Genomic DNA, 21,730 nt, shown 5'->3' with positions numbered 1-21,730 from the left:
AAATTTTATGTTAAATCATTATACATTTTTCAGCAACTACTCCTTGTAAAATTTGACCGGAATCCAACAGCAAGTAGCGCACTACCCGAAGCATACTTTCCGGTCAAACCAACAGATGCCTATTTCTTTGTTTTTGGAAAAGAATAAGTATCTAGTAATGTGCCATTCATATTTAGTACGGAAATTTTCAATTCCTTAGCTGTAGCTTCTCCTTTAATATAGGTTGCAAACTCCTCACCTTCCAGTTTTGGCCCGCCACCAATCAGTTGTGGAATCGCAGCAGTCACCTTCGTTTTCTTCTCCCAATCCATCCATTCTGAAGAATCAGTGAGCTCACCTGGCTTCACAAATTCATAAGTGTGTGTATGTCCGGAAATCAACAGGTCTACCTTATGTTTCTTAAGAATTTCCAACCATTTGTTTCTGGAATCAGGGGAATCCCAACCACTTCTACTGAACAAAGGAATATGCAAAAGCACAACATTAAAAGCGGCCTTTTTCATGGCTTTTCTACTCAACACCTCATCCAACCAAAGGGCCTGTGCATCACGATAAGGCTCAAAACGTGTTCTACCCTTACAATATTTATGCTGATCAGGTTTATCCTCCCCCGTGTCCAAAACGGTAAAAGCAACAGGTCCATGAATAAAATGATAGTAATAAGAACCCTTTGGAATAGACAGGTACCTGCTGAGTTGTGAAGCCCAATTTCCTCTGGTGTCATGATTTCCACAAACATAAACCAATGGCGTACCGCTCGTGAAGTACTCCTTCGTAGGGTTTAATATGGCTGTTGTAATTTGTTTTTCTGAAGAAGGATCATTAATCTGATCTCCATTCCAGCATAAGAAATCCGGTTTAAAATCTTTGTTAATCTGTTGAATTTTATCTAGGACAGCCTGATTTTCATGGGTATCATTAATGATTCCAAAACTGATCTTTTCAGCTTGAGCATTTAGTGTTGTAAATTGCTGAACGGCTGTTTTCACCACCGGTCTGACCTCCTGAGCCAATGGGCTTTCAATACAAGTTCTATAAAAATATGTAGTTCCTGGTTGAAGACCGGTCAGGGTCACTTTATGCACCTGGAAAAATTCTGCCAGGCCATTCTGCTGCGTTTCTGCACGTTGATTACAGTTCTGGTCGGTACCGTATTCCACCCAGCCAACAGCAGGCTGGTCAGTTTGCCAAACAACAGCAATGGTATCTTCGTAAGGAGACATTACCGTTGGAAATCCAACCAATTTCACTTCATTAACGGCAATAATAGCTTCATTATTGGTTTCTTTAGACTCCTCAACAGCCTTAACCTCAGGAACTGCAGCCAAAGCCTCCCCCGAGCTTCCAATGTGTAGTAATGCGGCAGCGGTAATGCCGGATTTCAAAAAGTTTCTTCTTTTCATGTGTGGTTTATGGAGGATTGTACTCCTTCCCACAAACTAGCCAGAATTTCCAATTCGGTCTTCAGTAAAACCTATCAAATTTCACACAAACGTTTGCATGAGATCCTTAGCTAAACAAAGCTAGAAGGTCCTTTTTCGACAAAGATTTAAAGATGGAAGCATCTGTTTTAATGAGGTCTTTAACCAGGTCCTTTTTGGAGGACTGCAGTTTCATGATTTTCTCTTCAATGGTATCAGGGCAGATCAGGCGTACAGCAATTACATTTTTCTGTTGCCCGATGCGGTAGGTACGGTCAATTGCTTGGTTTTCAACTGCCGGATTCCACCAGGGATCAACCAGATATACATAATCAGCTTGAGTGAGGTTCAATCCCACACCACCAGCTTTTAAGCTGATCAGAAATACCCTGATCTCCGCGTTGTTCTGGAAGGAATCTACTACTGCCGCTCTGTTTTTTGTTTGTCCGGTTAAATAAGCAAAGTCAATTCCACGGGCCTTCAATTCTTTTCTAATCAGGTCCAACATTCCCACAAATTGAGAGAAAACCAAAATCTTATGATTGGATGCTTTGTTCTCAATCTGTTCCAACAAGACATCCATCTTTGCTGATGAGCTGCCATAGAACTCATCTTCACTAAGTAAGGCAGGTGAATTACAAATCTGTCGCAATTTGGTGATCCCTTTCAATACATTCATGGTATTGCTCGCCACCTCCTCGTCCGTTTGATTGGTCAGGTAGTCTCTGATTTCCTTTTCATAACCATCATATACTTTACGCTGATCTTCCTCCATCTCACAATAGATCACCATTTCGGTCTTATCCGGCAATTCTTTAGCCACCTGCTCTTTCGTTCTGCGTAATAAGAATGGACTGATGCGTTGTTGTAATTGGATCGCCGCCCTTCGGTCTTTAAATTGATCAATAGGTGTAGAATAGATCTCTCTGAAATGCTGTTTGCTTCCCAATAAGCCCGGGCAAGCGAAGGACAGTTGTCCATACAAATCAAAAGTATTGTTCTCTATTGGTGTACCAGTGAGCACCACTTTATTCCTGGATTGCAATAAACGAACAGATTTATACCGTTGGGATTCCGGATTCTTTATGGTCTGCGATTCATCTAAAAAGATATAATTAAACCTATACTCTTTTAAGAACCTGACATCAGTGAGTAAGGTGCCATAAGAAGTCAATACCACTTCATATTGATCAAAATCTTTATGGCTTTTAATCCGGTCGGCACCATAAATTGTCATCACTTTGATGGAAGGAGCAAACTTTTGAAGTTCCTGCTGCCAGTTAAAGATCAATGAAGCTGGAACTACGATTAAATTGGTATTGTGGTGCCCTTTTTCTCGTTGTGCCAGAATAAAAGCGATAATCTGTATGGTTTTCCCAAGCCCCATATCGTCTGCCAGACAAGCGCCAAAATTAAACTCATCCAAAAAGCTGAGCCAGTTTAAGCCTTCTTTTTGGTACTGTCTTAAAGTGGCGTTAAGTCCTTCAGGGACTTTGATATCGGTAATGGTAGCCGCAGAGCCAGAAAGCTTTTGCTTATACATCGCCAGTTGGTCTTTTACGGATTCGTCCAGTAATTGCGATTCGTACAATTCTTCAATCGCCGTAAAATTTATTGTTGGCGTGTGAATATATTCTTCAACCACTTCACCGGCATTGAAATATTGACTAAACTTCTCGATCCACTCATCAGGAAGAATCCCCATCGTCCCATCATCCAGCTTTACAAACTTATTCTTGTTCCTGATCGACTTGTGGAGATGTCTTAAAGAGACAACCTGATTGCCATATTTCAGCTTAACCGCGGTTTTAAACCAATCAATGCCACTCATCACATGGATCGAAATGTTGGCTTTATGGGGATTAAGGTTATTTTGTTTTAGTTCATTAAAACCCAGGATACTTATGCCTTTATTTCTCCATGCTTCAAAAGCATGAAGAAACCAACTATCTTCTAATAGCCTGGTTTTATGCAGATAGAAGCAGTCATTGCTCTCCATTTGCTCCTCGAAGTAAGGATGTTGCCTCATCATATTAGAAATGAACTGAAGCTCAGTCTCGGTATCTCTGTTTAAGGTAAATAAATTACCGTTTCTATCCCGGGATTGGATTTGTTTTCGGGACATCACTGGAATCTCCAGGTTTCCATACCTGATCACAGGGGTAAGCAACACAAAGTCATCAGATTCAGAAAGGTAAATGATTTGCTCATTTTCCAGGTCAAAACCCTTCTCTTCAATTTGTTTCTTTGTAGCAGGCTTCAGATAATCATAAGTCACCTTGATCTTGTTTTCCAATTTTGAAAGAATTTCCTCTTGGAAGTTTTCAAATTTAGAATGGTGGATCAACATCTTATCATGATGCTGTTTAAAGAAATCAATGACCCTTAAGAAATTGGGGTTATCAATCAGATGAAGACACTGATCCATCTGGATGAAATAATTGTATTTCAACTGAATCTGATCCATTGCATAAGCGGTCCCATTGAGCGTTAGTTTCCCGAAAACTTCATAAAACTCATGCCTTTGACTCACATGAATGGCCATATCCACACTTAATGAATTTAGCTGAATGGGGATAATCGCATTTGCTGTAATGTTCGCGGAGACTTTCGCATCATGCAAAAAGACATCCATTTGTAAGGGATTTTTTGCGACCGCCCGCAAAGCATCCAGGTCCGAATCGCTCCTTTCCGCATTATAGTTGTTCTGAAACTTTAAAATACCACTATAGAATTTTAAAACGGCATTATCTTCGGTTTTCCAAAGGAGATCCGAAGGACTAATGGTCTGAATTGGGTTTTTAAATTTCCCCTCCACTGTAGTTTGCGCTTCAATCAGTTCTAAAGTCAAGTGGCTATAAAAACGATGTTGACCAAAAACCAAGCCCATTTTATGTTTAGGCTTTAACCCTCCAGATACAGGTAATTGCAATCCTTCTTTAGGCAAAAGGTTTTTTTTAAGATCTTGCTTATGCGCGCCGCTTAAAGGGTACAATTCCCTCATTTTAGCTTTGATAAGCGTCTGCCCTTGCTGATATTCCAATTCAAAGAAGTCGGTCAGGTTACTTTCAGATTCCAATCCGTAGTCCTTAGCATGAACCCTCATCTTTTCTACACGCAATTTCTTATCAAAGAAAAGACGTAATGCAGATCGGTTCAGAATGTTGTGAAGGGCTTGTGCCTGATGGCTGCAAAGCCTTGGGTTGGCATCTGTGCATCCACAAGTAATCAGCGTTTGTCGATCTCGTTGAGTGATGCTCACACCCGGAAATGGAATGTTGCTATTAGGTTGTGTAAAAAAAACAACGTCAATGTCGATGTGTTCCGGAAGTAGTTCGTAAAACCCTTTTACCCCGGTATCCACCCGCTCATTGACGTGTTTTAATATATATAAATCTGTTAATTCTGAAAAATCAAAATCTGCTAATACGTATTCTTTTCTAACCTCCATTTGCTCCGGCAATTCCAAGCCTTAAAGGTAATCGATTTTTGAATGACCTATTGTGCTTTTTTTGTAGCAATTACAATTCCTGTTGCCCAGCATTGTTTGGTCAGGATCAGGTCTTCCCGTTGTTCCAAGTCCTCAATCAGGCGAATAGCCTTCTCTGCATGTCCTTCAGGCCAGTTTTCCTGAGGAAGCATGTCATCAATGATGTAAAATGCACCTGGATTTAACATCTCCAAAACTTCATCCAACAGCAGATACTTTCCATGCCAGGTATCGGCAAAAATATAATCGAACTTCTGATTCTTATTTTGAAGTACCCAGTCCTCACCTTCCATACATTCCAGTTTTAACCGCTCATCACCTCCTAAGAAATGCTTTGCAATGTCTAAAAACTGTGGATCATGATCAATGGAGATTAAAGTAGCTTTCGGATCCATTCCTTCCAATATCCAGGACGTAGACAATCCCGTTCCAGTACCCAATTCCAGGAAAGCACCACCAGGTTTTGAAGCAGCAAGGGTTTGCAATAAGGAACAGGTCATTGTTGCGGAGGCCATAGAAAAGCCTGCGTCTTTGGTCGCTTCATCAATAGCCATATAGGCCTCAGGAAATTTTTGTTTTATTTCTTCTATCATATATTCGTGGTTCCTTTAGGAATTTGAAATATAGATAAAAGAAATAAGAATAGCTTAACTAAGCAGTTCTTTGAGCATCTATAGTGTTTTCCTGCTCAACATTTTCCAGCTGACCTTCTCCTAAAAGCACGGAGTTTGTTTCTCCAGATCGCTCTTTCTCCAGGAAGTCCAGTATTTCTGTCCAGTTATGTACCCTCAGGTGGTGATGTTGGTTCACATTATGAGAAGCATCAAACATAATCGCCTTGCCTTTACAGAAATCCAGGTTTTTACAGTGATCGTCAATCAGGTAATCCGTCACGACTACACTTTTATCTCCACAGAAAATGATGTTTCTCCAGCTGATGAAAGGGAAATGTTCCGCCAACCATTCATGTTTCTCAGATAAACATTGAGGAAATTCCATCGCAGCAGACACAATATAAACGTCATAATCTTCCATCAATTTTTTCACTGCTTCCACTGCAGCTTCCATGACCGGAATCGTCCTAAAAAAGCCTGGCGTATTTACATAACGCTTGATCGCTCCCTTTTCAGGAAAGCCCTCTGGCTCTAAAACACCTAATCTTTCTGCTCTTGATACCCTTACACCATATTCATTTTCGTACCAGTCCATGAATTGTTCTTCTATATCTGCAAGAACCCCATCCATGTCAATTCCTATAGTCTTTCTTATATTTTCCATATGTTATCGTAATATCTTGCAACAAATATAGCTATATTTTGCAACATATTGCATTATATTGCTCGAATTATTTACTTACATTTGCAACAATATGATTAAGGAAGAAAGATTACAACTCATCATAGAGCACATTCGTAAAGAGCGGAAAGTACTATTGGGCGACTTGAGTACCCTATTAGGGGTTTCTGAAGACACAGTAAGACGTGACATTAAGGAGCTTTCCGACCAGGGATTATTAAAAGCCGTACGTGGTGGTGCAATTTCCAGGTCACCAATCCCTCGCCACTTTAGAGAACGCGAACATTATGATGTAAGTCATAAAGGGATTATTGCTGAAAAAGCATTGAAACTGATAAAGAACGGCCAGGTGGTATTGTTCGATTCCGGTACTTCAGCATTGGCAATTGCCACGCTGCTACCAAGGGATTTACAAATTACAGTCATCACCAATAGTTTCCCTGTCGCTACAGTCTTAGAAGATCACCCTTGTATAGAAGTGATATTTTTGGGAGGACGATTAAACAAAACATCCTTCTCTACTACTGGTTTCGAAGTGATTCAGACCATTCGTGGGATCCGTCCGGATCTTTGTTTCCTTGGTATTTGTAGTATCGATCTGATTTCCGGAATTACCGGAATCAATTATGAGGATTGCCAGGTCAAAAAAGCAATGGTGGAAACCTCTAAACAGATCGTCGCATTGGCCACCGTAGAGAAACTTGGTACCACAGAACCTTATTACATTACCAGCATAAGCGACATTGACATGATCATTACCGATATCGATCCTAACGATGAAAGCTTGAAAGCTTATAAAGAAGCCGGAATCAAAATGGAGTAAATCCCATGATTCCGGCTTTCTATCTTAAGTTCAGCATATCCTAAAACAAGTATCTTGTACTCAAGAAATTAGAACTGTTACTATCAACGATTTCATTGATCAGGTGTTTGTTGTTTTCATTTAGCTTTGTGGCTACCAGAGAACGAATAGAAAATGACCTCAAGGCATCCACTACGGAAAGCGTGCCTTCAGCACTGTCTTTTCTTCCGGTAAAAGGGAACACATCTGGACCACGCTGACATTGGCAATTGATGTTTACTCGACTCACCTGGTTCACTAAAGGATCAATCAGAGCGGCAATCTCCTCATTATCATTGCTAAATATACTCACTTGTTGTCCGTGGGTAGATTCGATCAGATATTCAATCGTTTCTTCTAAATCATCAAAAGGTACGACTGGAATTACCGGTCCGAATTGTTCCTCCGTATATAATTTCATTTCTTTCGTAACCGGGTACACAATGGCTGGGTAAACAAAAGACTCATTTACCGCACCTCCGTTTTCATTAATTACACGCGCGCCATGAACGATTGCATCTGCAATACATTCTTGTAAATAAGCTGGTTTATGTGGCTCTGGCAATGGCGTTAAGGACACCCCATTTTCCCAAGGCATTCCGAACTTCAACTGCTCCACAGCTTTAGTCAGTTCTTTTAAAAACACATCCGCCAAACTCCGGTGTACGAATATAATTTTCAATGCAGTACAGCGCTGTCCGTTGAAAGACAAAGCGCCTAACACCGTTTCCTGCACCGCCAATTGCACATCTGCTTTTGCAGTGATGATCGCTGCATTCTTGGCATCCAATCCTAAAATAGCACGTAAACGGTTTACTTTTGGATGGAGCTTTTTCAATTCATTGGCAACTTTACTAGAGCCAATTAAAGTCAGCACGTTGATCTGTCCTGATTTCATCAGATCAGGAATAATCTTATTCCCCCTACCATATATGGTGTTCACCACTCCTTTCGGAAAACAGTCCCGGAAAGCTTCTAACAATGGATAATGTAATAAAGTTCCATGTTTAGGCGGTTTGAACAACAAGGTATTCCCCATGATCAAAGCCGGGATCAAGGTGGTAAAAGTTTCGTTTAAAGGGTAATTAAAAGGCCCCATACACAACACGACACCCAGTGGAGAACGCCTGATTTGTGCAACAATCCCTTGCTCGATTGTAAACCTCGAAGATTGTCTGTCCAAATCTTTTAAGGCATCAATAGTGGCATGAATATACTCTACTGTACGGTCAAACTCTTTCACAGAATCGGCATATGACTTGCCAATCTCCCACATCAGAAGTTTTACTACAATCGCCTTCTTTTCTATAATTCGATGCGTAAATTTCTCCACGCAATTGATTCTATCTGCAACGCTCATGGTGGGCCATTCACCTCTACCATTATTGTATGCTGCTACTGCCGCCGCTAAGGCTTCTGCAGCTTCCCGTTCACTGCATAAAGGGTATGTTCCAATCACCTTACGCTTCAAGCCCTCTGGGCTCTTGATGCATATTGGTGATAAAACCTCATGTATTTCTCCATCCCATGCACGTAGTTCTCCATTGCTTAAATATTCGCGTTGGTGAACCTCTTCTGCCAGTTTAAATTCCTCCGGAATTTGATGCTCCTCTACAAAAATAGATTGGAGCTGGTCATTAAAATTCATAGTAGTATGGTCGATTAGGTAAATAAAAATGAATTATAGGTCAGTAATTGGTGCGTATTTTGGAACCAATGACTTCATAACGATCCAGGCCAACAAATAAGCCACTGCGCAAATCGTAAACATAATAGTATAACCAGTTTGCGTGTGTCCTAGTTCTTTATAATGATCAAATAACGCGCCACCAAGTTTAGACATCGCAACGCCACCCATTCCACCTGCCATGCCACCAATCCCAATCACTGAAGCGATACTTTTCTTAGGAAACATATCTGAGACTGTGGTGAAAATATTTGCAGACCATGCCTGGTGCGCTGAAGCACCAATTCCAATGAGTACCACTGGAATCCAATAACTATAATGACCCAGCGGCTGCGCCAATAACACCAATAATGGGAATAAAGCAATCACAAACATCGCGCGCATCCTGCCATCATATGGGGAATATCCTTTATTGATGAAATACATCGGGAACCAGCCTCCGCCAACACTTCCAATCATGGTCATACTGTACAACACTGTCAGTGGCAACATGATGTCTGTGCCTTGTAAATTATACTGTACTTTAAGGTAGGAAGGCAACCAAAACAAGAAGAACCACCATACACCATCAGTCATAAATTTACCAAAGGCAAAAGCCCAGGTTTGCTTATAGCCCAATAGCTTAGTCCATGGTACTTTTTTACCTTCATCAATGACTTCAACTGGCGCTTCATCTTCCTGGTCACTATTCACATAGGCCAATTCTCCAGCACACATTCTTTTCTGATTTTCGGGTTTTTCATAGAAGATCCCCCAGAAAGCCAACCATACAAAACCTACTGCTCCAATAATCAGGAAGGCTGCTTCCCAACCCCAAACCGTAGCTATCCATGGTACGGTAAGTGGCGCCAGAATGGCACCAACGTTGGCACCTGAGTTGAATATACCCGTCGCAAATGAACGTTCTTTCTTCGGGAAATATTCTGCCGTAGCTTTTATAGCTGCCGGAAAGTTAGCGGATTCGCCAAAAGCCAATACCGCTCTGGCAATGATAAAACCGACAACAGATACTGGCATTGCACCCAATCCTATCCAGGTCAATAAGGTGGTTGCACCTTGTCCAATTGGAATGGCTACCGCATGCATGATGGCACCAATAGACCAGATAATCAAGGCGATGATATAGCCCCATTTCGTGCCTAACCTATCTACAAATCGCCCTGCGAAGAGCATAGAGATGGCATATACGAATTGAAATGCAGCTGTTATATTGGCATAATCACTGTTTGTCCAGTTAAATTCTTTCTCCAGCATGGGATGCAGGAGACTTAACACTTGTCGGTCAAGGTAGTTGACTGTGGTTGCGAAAAATAGTAATGCACAGATTGTCCATCTGTAATTACTCATTTTAGTCTCTTTCATTATATTTGGTTTTTGGTTGGTTGTGGTTCGATTGTACGGGTATTATCTACCCGCTTTTACCAGTTCAATCGTTTTTCTGGTGAGATTCGCTAGTTCGTTATAGTCTTTGTTTTCTAAAATGTCTTTACTGATCAGCTTGCTGCCCATTCCAACAGCACATACGCCAGATTTGAACCAGTTGCTAATATTTCCCTGTTCGATTTCAACGCCGCCTGTTGGAATGAAAAGCTGGCCAGGGAAAAGGTCTTTAATGGCAGCCATATAAGCTGGGCCTAAGATGTTTGCAGGAAACAATTTGATTAATCCAGCTCCCATTTGATGCGCCGTATTGATTTCTGTTGGTGTAAAACAACCAGGAACCCATAGCAGGCCTTTTTCATGAACCAGTTGACCAACCGCTTCATTTACAATTGGTGAAACAATAAAATGAGCACCAGCAGCAAGAAATGCTTCTGCCTCCTGAACGGTTTTAATGGTGCCAATTCCTAGATACAGGTCTTGCATTTCCGTTTTTAAGGCTTCAATTAGCAATGTGAAATTAGCCAATGCAGCTGGACCGCGGTTGGTATATTCCAATACCCTGATTCCTGATTTGTACAAGGTGCGGATGATTTCCAGACTCACCTCTGCATCTTCAAAGTAAAACAAAGGAAGGATTCCTTGTTCTGTAATGGCCTTTAAAGAGTTTTTTTTCGTTTTCATTTCTATATCTTTTTGTAACAGTTTGTCTGTAATGTGTGATTAACCTATTAAATCGTCGCCTCGTACATTTTGGCTACTTTAGGAATATCAGCCAATTTTGTCGTCGTGAAATCAGTATGGGTAAATAGCTTCGAAAAAGCTGCTCTGGTCGCAAAACCGAGAACTTCTTCTTTACTCAGCTGATGGTAAAAACCATATATCAGGCCTGCCATAAAGCAATCTCCGCTTCCGATCTTCCCGATGATCCTTTCCGCACGGTATTCTTTGGAAACAATATGGTTTATTAAACCTTGTTTTGCCCCTTCAGTAGCTGTCTCCGCTGCCGTATGTAACGTACAGTAGTACTTTACGCCCTTTTCCTTGAAATCAAACCTAAAAGTATTGGCTACTGCAGTACATTTTGGAAAAGCCTGCATGATGGCCTCCGCACTTTTCTGCGCTTGTTCCAGGTAAGCTTCTTTGCGATCTTCTTCTGCTAATCCGGAGGCTACCGGAATGCCCAACATATTTTCTGCTGCCCATACGTTACCCATAATCAGGTTACAATACTTCGCTAATGCAGGCATCACCTCCACTGGCTTCTTACCATATTGCCAGAGCTTACTCCTGAAATTGAGGTCCAGCGAAATCTGAATATTACGTTCAGAAGCGGCAATCAAAGCTTCTTCGCAAACGGCTACGACATCGGTATTTAAAGCCGGACAAATGGCGCTAAAATGCAACCAGGAAACATCCTTCAATACCTTGTCCCAGTCGATCATTCCAGTTTTTAACGTAGAAAAAGAAGAATATTTGCGGTCATAGATTACACCCGCATTCTTCAAATCCTTACCGTTTGGCAGGTAATACAAGCCAATACGCTCACCCATGTACTGCATTGGATCAGTATCAATGTTTAGCTTGTCCAGGTAGTTGACCACCTGTTTACTCATAAAATTGTCTGGCACTGCCGAAAGGTAGGACGATGGTACGCCCCAAAGCGCTAATGCAGCAGCCACATTGGCTTCTGCACCTCCTACATAAAAGGACAGGTTGTTCTCTTTGAGCCAGTTCCCATCCAAATCCGGAGAGATTCTCAATAACAGTTCACCAAAGTTTAAAACCTTTCCCATATTTATTAAAAATTAAAGTATTCTTTTGCGTTGTTATAGCAGATGTCCTGAATTACTTGTCCCAGCCATTCCTGATCATCAGGCAATTCCCCATTTTCTACATCATCACCAAAAAGATTGCATAAAATCCTTCTGAAATATTCGTGACGTGGATAAGAAAGGAAACTTCTGCTGTCAGTTAACATCCCAACAAATCGGCTCAATAAGCCCATATTTGATAAAGTATTCAGCTGTTTGATCATGCCATCTTTCTGATCCAGAAACCACCAACCTGATCCCCATTGCACTTTTCCGGCAACCGTTCCATCATTGTAATTTCCGATCATCGTGGCCATCAACTCATTATCTGCAGGGTTTAAATTGTAGAGAATAGTTTTTGCCAAACAGTTCTTGCTATCCAATCGATTTAAGAATTTAGCTAAGGCTTTCCCCTGACTAAAATCACCTATAGAATCGAAACCGGTATCCGGCCCTAACTGACTCAATAATCGATCATTATTATTTCTTAGCGCTCCCAAATGGTATTGTTGCACCCATCCTTTTTCATGATCCCATAAGGCAAATTGAAAGAGCAATGCCGATTTAAACTGCCCAACTTCTGTAGGAGTTAATGCCTTTTGTTGTCTGATTTTAAGGTAAATTGCGTTGAGCTCTTCGTCCGTGTAATCATCAGCATAGATTTGCTCTAAGCCATGATCAGATACCGAACATCCATTTTCCGCGAAATAGTCATGTCTTGATTTCAGCGCCGCCAAATAGGCATCCAAATCATTCAAAGAAGTGCCAGTTAAAGTAGCCAACTGATCTATATATTTATTCAATACCTTCAGATCGTCTGCATTCATGGCTTTATCTGGACGGAAAGCAGGCAGGACTTTAATATCCAGCTGATCCCTTTTTATTTTCTGATGGTGTTCTAAAGAATCCAATGGATCATCTGTGGTACATAGCGCCTTTACGTTCATTTTACGCAAAAGGTTTTGTACTGAATATTCCGGTGTTTGCAATTTGGCAGTACATTCTTCATAAATCCGCTCTGCATTTTCCGGAGAAAGTACTTCATGTATATCAAAATAACGCTGCAGCTCCAGGTGTGTCCAGTGGTATAAAGGATTCCTTAAGGTGTATGGCACAGTTTCCGCCCATTTCTTGAACTTTTCAAGGTCAGTAGCCCCTCCAGTGATGTAATATTCATCGATGCCATTTGCACGCATCGCGCGCCATTTATAGTGGTCGCCATATAGCCAAACCTGTGTAATATTTTCAAACATGAAATCGTTTGCAATCTGATCCGGCATTAAATGATTATGATAATCAATAATGGGCATCTGTTTTGCAAAATTATGATACAGCGATTGTGCTGTCTTTGTCTGTAGTAAGAAGTTGCTATCTAAAAAGTTTTTCACAATAATATTTCTAAATGTATAAAATTTTATAAAGAAACGCCCCTTTTCCAGGGAATAAAATCATCTTGTCTATGGCGTAAGGCACTCACCTCCACGGCTCCACTGGCCACTTGGATTACATATTCTAAAATCCGGGCACCAGCAGCTTCAATACTCTCCTCGCCCTCGATGATTGATCCGGTGTCCAGGTCAATAATGTCCCTCATTTTATTAAATAAGCGTGTATTACTGGCAATTTTCACTACTGGAGCAATTGGATTTCCTGTCGGCGTTCCCAAGCCAGTGGTAAATAAAACCACATTCGCACCTGATCCTACCTCTGCTGTAGTAGATTCCACATCATTACCAGGAGTACATAACAGGTTTAATCCAGGTTTTGTCACTTTCTCTGGATAGTCCAAAACTGCAACTACCGGGGAAGTCCCCCCTTTTTTTGCTGCTCCGGCAGATTTAATGGCATCTGTAATTAATCCGTCTTTAATATTCCCAGGGGACGGATTCATGTCAAATCCTGATCCTGCAGCTGTTGCCCTGCTACTATAAGTAGTCATCAGTTCGGAAAAACGACTTGCATCTTCACGCGTTACACACCTGTCGCTCAAGTTCTGCTCTACTCCACACAATTCTGGAAACTCTGCAAGAATTACGGAACCGCCTAAGGCAACTAATAAATCGGAAGTATAGCCAATTGCAGGGTTTGCAGATATTCCGGAGAAACCATCTGAACCGCCACATTCCAATCCAATACACAACTTACTCAATGCTGCGGGTTTTCTAACATTCGCATTCGCTTGAATCAAACCTGCAAACGTTTGCTTAATTGCCATACTTAACAGCTCAGATTCTTTCCCAATAGTCTGCTGATCCAGAATGTATAATGGTTTGTCAAAATTAGCCACACGTTTTTCAATTTCTTCCTGTAATATACTGACCTGGGCATTCTGACAGCCCAAACTAAGGATCGTTGCACCTGCTACATTCGGATGTGTAATGTAGCCAGCCAATAACCCACATAAAGTCTGCGAATCTTGTCTCGTACCACCACAACCGCCCGTATGGGTCAGAAATTTGATCCCATCTACATTAGGGAATAGACGATTGGCTTTTTCCTTTTGCTCCGTATAAACCAATTGCGTATTCAGAATTTCATCCAAACTTTTCCCCTGTTCATACAAAGCAATCAATTCTTTGGCCTGTTGCTGATAAGTTTCATTGCGACCATAACCTAAATTATTCAACAAAGCCTCTTGAATCACTTCAAGGTTTCTGTTTTCACAAAAAACCATTGGAATCACCAGCCAATAATTTGCCGTTCCTACTTGCCCGTCATTGCGATGAAAACCGTCAAATGTACGGTCTTTCCAAGCTTGGATATCTGGTTTATTCCAAGATAAATGCGCTTCATTGGTCTCAAAACTAGTTGAAGCATGTTTGATGTTTGCAGTGGTTAACAGGGAGCCAACCGGAATATCCTGCTGTGCTTTACCAACCAATACACCATACATCAGGAGCTCGTCACCAGCTTTCAAAGCTATTGTATTGAACTTATGTTTAGCTGCTACATGGTCTTGCAAAAGATATTCTGCGCCGTCGTAACTCAACACTTCTCCTTTGGACAGGTCCGTTAACGCCACCAACACATTATCCTTTGGATGGACCTTTAATATTCTTTGCTTCATTAATTGCTTTGTAAATGTTTTTCTGACTGTTGCAAAGCTTGTTGCAACGTTTCCTGCATTCCTACCGATAGAATCATTTGATATTGATCTGTTATGGTTTCTTGTAACCCAGGTAAAACTGATAAATCAGTAGTCCACAGTCCTTCATCCGATAATACCTGTTGTATATATTCCGCTGCAGATAATCCACTTTTCTCCTGGAAGTAACTTCCCTGATCATCTGTAATCTGGTATTCTTTGCCTTGGAAAACGCCAAAATACTGGCCATTGGAGGAAGCTCTGCTAACCCGCATAAACACCAGGTAAGCCGCAAAACCCAATGCGATATGCGCCGGAACCTGGTGGTATTTTTTATAATAATTGAGCAATACCGGAACCACTCGAATTTTAATCTTCATGGTGTATTGAAAGGTAATATTGATCCAGGAATGGGCAATAAATGGATTAGAAAAACGATCAATTACCGTATCCGCAAAAGCGGTTGATAGTGCTATTGCCACTTCATAAGGGATCGCGGGTGCAATCTCTTTTTGCATGACCTTACTGATATAGCGCTTTAAAGGTGCTTCTGCCATCGCTTCTGCTACGGTTGAAATCCCTGAAAGGAAAGCTATAGCCGAAGCAAGCGTATGTGAGCCATTTAATAGACGGACTTTTAACTCTCTATAAATCTCAATATCTGGTTTTACAATAATACCTTCATCTACTCCAGTTAATCCAAGTAAACGCTCTACTGCTGCTCCACCTTCAATTGCCCATAGGCGATAAGGCTCAGCCATGATCAACAACTGATCCGTATATCCCAATTCCGCTTCTAATTCCGCTAATACCGCTTCATCAGGTTTTCCTGGGACAATCCGATCTACCAGGGAATTACAAAAATGAACATGCTGTTTTAACCAACCAACAAATTCGCTATCCAAACCTTGATAATCAGCCAACTCAAACACGATAGCCTCCAGCTTTTTTCCGTTATCAGGGATCAACTCTGTCGCAATCACCACTAAATCCGCATCTTCATCTGTTTTAGCAAATGCAAGATATCTCGCATACAATACTGCGAGTAATTTGGCTGGAAATGAGCGTGGCGGACTTTGATTAATGTCTTCCTTAACCAATTGTATACCCACCTCTGTGGTATTAGAAACAATTAATCGCAAGTCTTTACTGGTCGCTATTTCCAGAATATGATCCCAATCTGTATCCGCCGTCAACACCCGACTAATCGCAGATGTAACGATATTCTCTTTTATTTTCTCTCCTTGTTCAATTCCCCTGACACATATCGTATACAAATTGTCCTGTTCGGTAAAAGCATTCGTATTCCCTTTACTAGTAGACTTTACCACAGCAATTCTGCCATTGAAAATCCCCTTCAGATTTGCTTTGTTGATGAAATAATCAGGAAGTCCGCGCAATAGTACGCCAGTCCCAAATTGTAAGACTCTTTCAGGAAGGTTAAAATGCCTTTGATCAGGAACAATTAGCTGCGCTGACCCCAGACCATTTAAGGTGGTTTTGGATAGTATCATGTCTTAATTTACATTCGGTTTGAAACAATTCTACATAATAATTATAAGGAATGACCGGCTTCACAGGAAATTATTTGCGCAATCGTTATCGGGAACGTTATCGTGCCCGATTTATTGGTCTATTTCCTCAGAAAGGCCATTATTTAAAGAAATTTACGGGTATTGGCGACAACCATTTGATCAAATCAGGAAGGTCGTAATAAGAAAGGACACCAGGAATAAGCTCCGTATACCCATCTTTTTGTAAGGGATTCTCTAACCTACTGAGGTAAGAATTAAGCCCCTGATGTAAGTCCAGCTGCACAATAGCAGGCTCAAGAAAAGCGGCATGCATCGCCGCAACATTTAAGAGGCCATTGCTGCGCAACAATATCTTGTGATTCCCAAGCAATTGGTCACTTTTTACAAATTGCACCAAAGAAAGGATATCGTAAACCCGCTGACCTACCAACGGTTGCCCGAGGTGCAAAGCAAACATCGCATTCCGGTAATCTCTGTTTTGATATTTCGGATCGTTTAAACTGACCTTGTCTTTTGTTTCTCCAATCCCTCTCAAATCAGGAAGGATCAGCGCAATGCCTTGATCAAGATATTTCTTCAGGCTATCCGTATCTTTGGCTAGAAGTGCTTTCCCATCTTCGTTTACCCAAATCAATACCTGTTTGATTTCGGCTTTTGGCTTCAATAACAGAAAAGGCAAAGGAATCTCATTTGGAGTTCTAAGGATCACTTTATGATACTTCAGTTCATTTCTTGTTAAACCCTGATGCTTAAAACCCCCGATTACTCCGGAATCCAACACTTCCGAAAACACTTCAATATTCAGGTCAGACACCCCCAACAACACCCTTATTTCCTTAGATTTAAACAAATGATTTTGTTTAGAAAAGACAGCCCTTTTTGACGCCAATTCCTGATATAAAGACAGGTGATAATCAACCAGACTTTGTTCCTGCTTCCCTTGCAGCATTCCCTCCGGAGTACACCATAATCTTTCTGCTGGCAAGAGCTGAGAGCTACCTGTTACATCTTGTTGTTCCCCCTCTTTAACCGGCTTTACATCTTTATAAAAGTATTTACGAAACCAGCTGACTGCCGCTTCCCTTTTAGGTTTGGACAAGCCATGACCATCTGGATAACTAAACAGTTCCAAGTCAGCAGAAACGCCCAAATCTGTATAAACCTGTCTAAGATCCCGATAAGACTCCAGGGTTCCCTGATAATCGATAAAATCAAATTTACCCGCCAAAACCAATATAGGCTTGGGAGCCGCTGCAATCAGAAAATCAACCATTTCCAATCCATATTTTCCCTCTTCCGGGATTTGTGCGCAGCCATCAGCAGGACCGGTCATCTCCAAAGTACGCTCCCTGCTGGCCAGATAACTACATGGCGCCAGTAGTTTCACCCGGTCATCCATCGCTGCAAAATAAATGACCTGCATCCCTCCACCACTATTTCCAATGCAGCCGATTCTTGCCGTATCTACTTCTTTACGACTGGAGAGGTAGTCCAGACCCCTGATATTGTCGAAAACCTCATAAACCGCTACAGAATTGCCGAAAAGATTAGCCGCCTGGTTGAGTAAGGTGTGTTCAGTTGTACCTCCTTTTGTTTCAGGCCTCCCTGCTGTATCAAGTAATTGATGTCTTTCTGCTTGGGAAAGGGGATCAATCACAAAAACAACAAAACCATTCTTTGCAAAAAGAATGGCGGTTTGCTGATAGGAAGGTGTTGCCTTAGCGAGATCTTCATGGCCGCAAAACATGATCACAGCAGGAAAAGGCCCCTTTCCAGCAGGTACATAAAGATTAGCCGTGACATGGTGGTTCTTAAAACTCTGATAAATCACCTTTTCAATGTGGTAACCAGCCCGACTTAAGGTCCCTGTTACCTCTGGTTCTAATGCTGTTTTTGTTGGAAATCCTTTCATAACTAAAGCGATATTAGTCCGGACTTTATGCTGATAGTCCAGTGTCGCTGACCTGGAACCTTTAGCCGCTGCCAATGTCATTCTCCTAGCCTCATATGCTGTCTTCAGCTTACCAACGAGATAGGTATTTAAGCTGGTCTCTCCTTTCCAATCCAGCACATCAAATGGCCGCTGAGAGAAACATAAGACACTGTTAAAGAATAGAAAAACAGCAGCAATTAAAGTTGTTTTAACCATTTCGGATATTTCTTATCAATTAGATTTTCCGGCCATTTCCCATACCAGGCATATCCTACCCGTCTTTCCAGTTCTATCTCAGCGACGGCCTTTTTAGGGACACTTTCTCTACCCGTAAAAATGGGTATATTGGTCGGGATGTCGTAAAATCTAGCCCATATCACACTGGAAGAATCTGTTTTCAACACCCGGTCTTTACCGCCAGGCAGTTTAGAATCTTTAATGAACACGAAGTCATAACCGGTAATTTTAGCTTTATCAAACCAGGCTACAGCAGATTTAACAGCAGCGATGATGGCCGTAGAAGGATTTTTCTGGCGCATCAAAAACTCTACGATATAAACGGATTCCATGCCACTTAGTGAGATCGGCTCAAACTTCCGTGCCTGAGCCGGTTCTAAGCTGTGTTGATCATATTGTGCACACCAGACCGTCAATTTTCCATCCTGCAATACTTGCGTTTTCAAAATGCAGGAAATACCCTTTTCAATCGCTCCCAAAGCTCTTTTACGGTATTCTTCGGAAAGTACTTCAAAGCCTTCCTTTCCTTCTGCCAGATCCTGCAACACATTCAACACATTGACCATGGCATTGTCGTTATAAGTGACCTGCCCGCGATACAAATGATGATCAGGGAAATATTGTGGCCAGCCTCCATTTTCATATTGTGCCTTAAAAAGGTAATCAATACCCTTTTTTACCGCAGCAAGGTACTTTGAATTTCTAGTGTTGCGATATGCCCCTGCTAAGTAACGTAATTCTCTGGTCGTCGCTTTATTGTCAATTGTAGCATCATCATGCAGTGAATCCGCTTTAATCTCCAAACGTTGCTGCGCAGATAGTTCCTGATCATAATCTATAGCCACCTTGCCTACTGCTTTTGGCCAGCCGCCTACGCTACGCTGATAAACCAGTATTTTTTCTGCGGTACTATCCAAATCCGAAGACGCCTTGTTGGTGTTTTGCGCAAGAGCACAAGAACTCTGCAAGACTACCATCAGCGCGAAAGTTAATATTTTCATTTGCCCGAAGTTGAAGGTAATTGTTTAGCCAACCATTGCACCAAGTCTGTTGCTGCCGTAAAATTATCATAATCCGCTGGTAATTTCCGACCATCAACATACTCGTTGTACAGCCATGGATCACCGATCACAAAGACCGTCCCTTTACCATATTTTGAAATGGCAATGACATTATTTCCTGCTGAGTCTTTAACGACAGCAACTGCAGTACCACTTAAAGTAAAACTACTAAACTCCTTCACAAACAACCGCTTTGCATTCTTGAAGATAGAATTTCTTGCAGGAATATCAATCCTTGCCGTTTCATATTCGTTCTTGTTTACTCTGCCTTTGCTGTCCTTGTTGAACTGAACACCAAAAGGCTTGGCCAACTGGTTAAAATGATCTAGCTCGGTGTTCCCGGTGTCATTTGCCATCAAGACCAATAGCCCCCCTGCTTTCACCCAAGCGGTCAGGTCTTTGATGTGATTGCTTTCAATATAATTTGGTTTTGGACTTTCTTTTTCGGTATCCGGATCCACAATAATGTACACAGCAGCATTGCTGAGGTTTTTCAAAGTTGGCGCTTCCGACAATTCTTTCGCCTTAAAGCCATTTCTTTCAAAAATCCCTGCCCACATTGAAAAACCTCCATTGGCACGTTCTGCCCATTTATAATGCCAGGAAAGGTCATTCCCACTTTGGTCTTTCTTAATTTCATGGTTAAAGTAATTGTCCAGCATCACCGTTTTCCCCTTTCCAGGTTTTCCTGCGGAAATCCATTCCATCTCATTTGCAGCAAGTAAAAAGGCCCCTACACCTTTAGGGTCATTACTAATTACCGGCTCGCTCATGTAATAAGCAAAACTACCATCTCGATAAGGTTTACCGCCCAATCCAGACACACTAACCGTACCTTTCAGATTTACCTTCCCATCAGGAAAATGCTCCACAAAAACTTTCTCTATTCCATGATAACCACGCTCTGCAACAGCAAGATAAGAAACAGGCAAATCACCTAACCTTACTCCTTTTGCTAAACTATAAACGAACATAGCGGAAGCAGAAGCTTCCGGATAATTTCCTTTTGCATTTGGTTGATCCAGGATGTCATACCAGAGCCCCGATTTTGGATCCTGATATTTCTTAATCGCCACAGCGGTTCTGTTTAAAATCTCCTCAAGTGTTTTTCTTTTTGAATGGTCTTTTGGGAAATACTCCAGCACATCTACGAGCGCCATCGCATACCAACCCATGGCACGTCCCCAGAAATTAGGCGATTGCCCGGTTACCGGGTTTGCCCATTTTTGCTCCTTTGATTCATCCCAACCATGGTACAGTAAACCTGTCTTCAGGTCTTTGCTATGTTTTTCCATCAGGACAAACTGATTGGCAATGTCATCAAAAGCAGCTTGATCATTTACCAACGCCGCATACTCAGCATAGAAAGGTTGCCCCATATATAAGCCATCCAGCCACATTTGATTAGGATAAATCTTTTTATGCCAGAATCCTCCTTCTTTAGTCCGTGGATGGCCTTTAAGCTGCTCTCTTAATGCGGTAGCTGCTTTAAAGTATTTCATTTGACCAGTCACTTTGTACAAAGTGAGTAGAGAACGACCATTTTTAATATTGTCGATGTTATAGTCCTGTGGCTTGTAACGTTGAATTATACCGTCTTTGGTCACAAAAAAGTCCATGCTCTTCTGCATATACTTGAAATATTCACCTTTTCCGGTTCTTTTCCAAAGGCCATCAATCCCCTCGAGGATCACCCCCTGGTCATAAGCCCATTTAACCGGCTTAGGCTGCTCAGGATTGAGGTTTAGCGAATCGGCCCATATTTCCATCACTTTAGCCGCCATACGCGCTGAGAGTGGCTCGTTCGACTGTGCAAAGGCAACAGAAGAACAGCTTGCCTTCAAGATCAGCAGAGCGACCGCCGTATTTATCCAGGTTATTTTCATTTTGTTTCTTTATTTCAGGGGTAAAAGCCCCCATATGATCAAGGATAGCACTTCTCAGGCTACA

General features: G+C 41.6%; 15 protein-coding genes. 1 reads left to right on the top strand and 14 read right to left on the bottom strand.

The genetic code is table 11. The features are described 5' to 3' along the window. Nucleotides 1–119: 119 nt before the first annotated feature. The 4 genes from GM920_RS02225 to GM920_RS02210 form a co-directional block, all read right to left on the bottom strand. Nucleotides 120–1,403, bottom strand: a complete 1,284-nt coding sequence (locus GM920_RS02225; protein ID WP_182953013.1) for a purple acid phosphatase family protein — start codon at nucleotides 1,401–1,403, stop codon at nucleotides 120–122. 106 nt (nucleotides 1,404–1,509) lie between these two features. After that, nucleotides 1,510–4,872 (bottom strand): DEAD/DEAH box helicase, encoded by a 3,363-nt coding sequence (locus GM920_RS02220; RefSeq protein WP_182953011.1) that lies wholly within the window; start codon nucleotides 4,870–4,872, stop codon nucleotides 1,510–1,512. Between the two features lie 47 nt (nucleotides 4,873–4,919). Beyond that, entirely contained in the window at nucleotides 4,920–5,504 is a 585-nt protein-coding gene (locus GM920_RS02215; RefSeq protein ID WP_182953009.1) for an O-methyltransferase, read from the bottom strand. A 58-nt stretch (nucleotides 5,505–5,562) separates the two neighbouring features. Further along, nucleotides 5,563–6,189 carry a 5' nucleotidase, NT5C type gene (locus GM920_RS02210; RefSeq protein WP_182953008.1) on the bottom strand — a complete coding sequence of 209 codons (627 nt, stop codon included), beginning with the start codon at nucleotides 6,187–6,189 and terminating at the stop codon, nucleotides 5,563–5,565. A 91-nt stretch (nucleotides 6,190–6,280) separates the two neighbouring features. On the opposite strand from GM920_RS02210, the gene GM920_RS02205 reads away from it, so the two are divergent. Then, nucleotides 6,281–7,030, top strand: a complete 750-nt coding sequence (locus tag GM920_RS02205; protein ID WP_182953006.1) for a DeoR/GlpR family DNA-binding transcription regulator — start codon at nucleotides 6,281–6,283, stop codon at nucleotides 7,028–7,030. A 40-nt stretch (nucleotides 7,031–7,070) separates the two neighbouring features. Here the strand turns inward: GM920_RS02205 and GM920_RS02200 are convergent, their stop codons facing one another. The 10 genes from GM920_RS02200 to GM920_RS02155 all read right to left on the bottom strand — a co-directional run bounded on the left by GM920_RS02200 (nucleotide 7,071) and on the right by GM920_RS02155 (nucleotide 21,666). Then, the gene (locus tag GM920_RS02200; RefSeq protein WP_182953004.1) at nucleotides 7,071–8,696 is read right to left on the bottom strand and encodes an NADP-dependent glyceraldehyde-3-phosphate dehydrogenase; all 1,626 of its coding nucleotides are present in this window, start codon (nucleotides 8,694–8,696) and stop codon (nucleotides 7,071–7,073) included. A gap of 33 nt (nucleotides 8,697–8,729) precedes the next feature. After that, nucleotides 8,730–10,097, bottom strand: a complete 1,368-nt coding sequence (locus tag GM920_RS02195) for an MFS transporter (RefSeq protein WP_182953002.1) — start codon at nucleotides 10,095–10,097, stop codon at nucleotides 8,730–8,732. A gap of 42 nt (nucleotides 10,098–10,139) precedes the next feature. Beyond that, a complete protein-coding gene (locus GM920_RS02190; protein ID WP_182953001.1) occupies nucleotides 10,140–10,799 on the bottom strand; it encodes a bifunctional 4-hydroxy-2-oxoglutarate aldolase/2-dehydro-3-deoxy-phosphogluconate aldolase in 660 nt (219 codons plus the stop codon). 47 nt (nucleotides 10,800–10,846) lie between these two features. After that, a complete protein-coding gene (locus GM920_RS02185; RefSeq protein ID WP_182952999.1) occupies nucleotides 10,847–11,911 on the bottom strand; it encodes a PfkB family carbohydrate kinase in 1,065 nt (354 codons plus the stop codon). Between the two features lie 5 nt (nucleotides 11,912–11,916). Beyond that, the gene (gene uxaC, locus GM920_RS02180) at nucleotides 11,917–13,317 is read right to left on the bottom strand and encodes a glucuronate isomerase (protein WP_182952997.1); all 1,401 of its coding nucleotides are present in this window, start codon (nucleotides 13,315–13,317) and stop codon (nucleotides 11,917–11,919) included. 26 nt (nucleotides 13,318–13,343) lie between these two features. Then, nucleotides 13,344–14,996 (bottom strand): UxaA family hydrolase, encoded by a 1,653-nt coding sequence (locus tag GM920_RS02175; RefSeq protein ID WP_182952995.1) that lies wholly within the window; start codon nucleotides 14,994–14,996, stop codon nucleotides 13,344–13,346. Next, complete coding sequence (locus GM920_RS02170; RefSeq protein WP_182952993.1) at nucleotides 14,996–16,528, bottom strand: tagaturonate reductase; 1,533 nt, start codon at nucleotides 16,526–16,528, stop codon at nucleotides 14,996–14,998. Before GM920_RS02170 ends, GM920_RS02175 begins: the two co-directional genes overlap by 1 nt. A gap of 139 nt (nucleotides 16,529–16,667) precedes the next feature. Then, entirely contained in the window at nucleotides 16,668–18,698 is a 2,031-nt protein-coding gene (locus tag GM920_RS02165) for an alpha/beta hydrolase family protein (protein WP_182952991.1), read from the bottom strand. Beyond that, on the bottom strand, nucleotides 18,680–19,720 hold the full coding sequence (gene pelA, locus GM920_RS02160; RefSeq protein ID WP_182952989.1) for a pectate lyase: 1,041 nt from the start codon (nucleotides 19,718–19,720) through the stop codon (nucleotides 18,680–18,682). The genes GM920_RS02165 and pelA overlap by 19 nt, the downstream gene beginning before the upstream one ends. Further along, entirely contained in the window at nucleotides 19,717–21,666 is a 1,950-nt protein-coding gene (locus tag GM920_RS02155) for a glycoside hydrolase family 88/105 protein (protein WP_182952987.1), read from the bottom strand. Before GM920_RS02155 ends, pelA begins: the two co-directional genes overlap by 4 nt. Nucleotides 21,667–21,730 lie beyond the last annotated feature (64 nt).

Origin of the sequence: Pedobacter gandavensis, assembly GCF_014172405.1 — a bacterium.
GTDB lineage: Bacteria > Bacteroidota > Bacteroidia > Sphingobacteriales > Sphingobacteriaceae > Pedobacter > Pedobacter gandavensis.
This window is presented reverse-complemented; position numbering and strand designations above follow the sequence as displayed.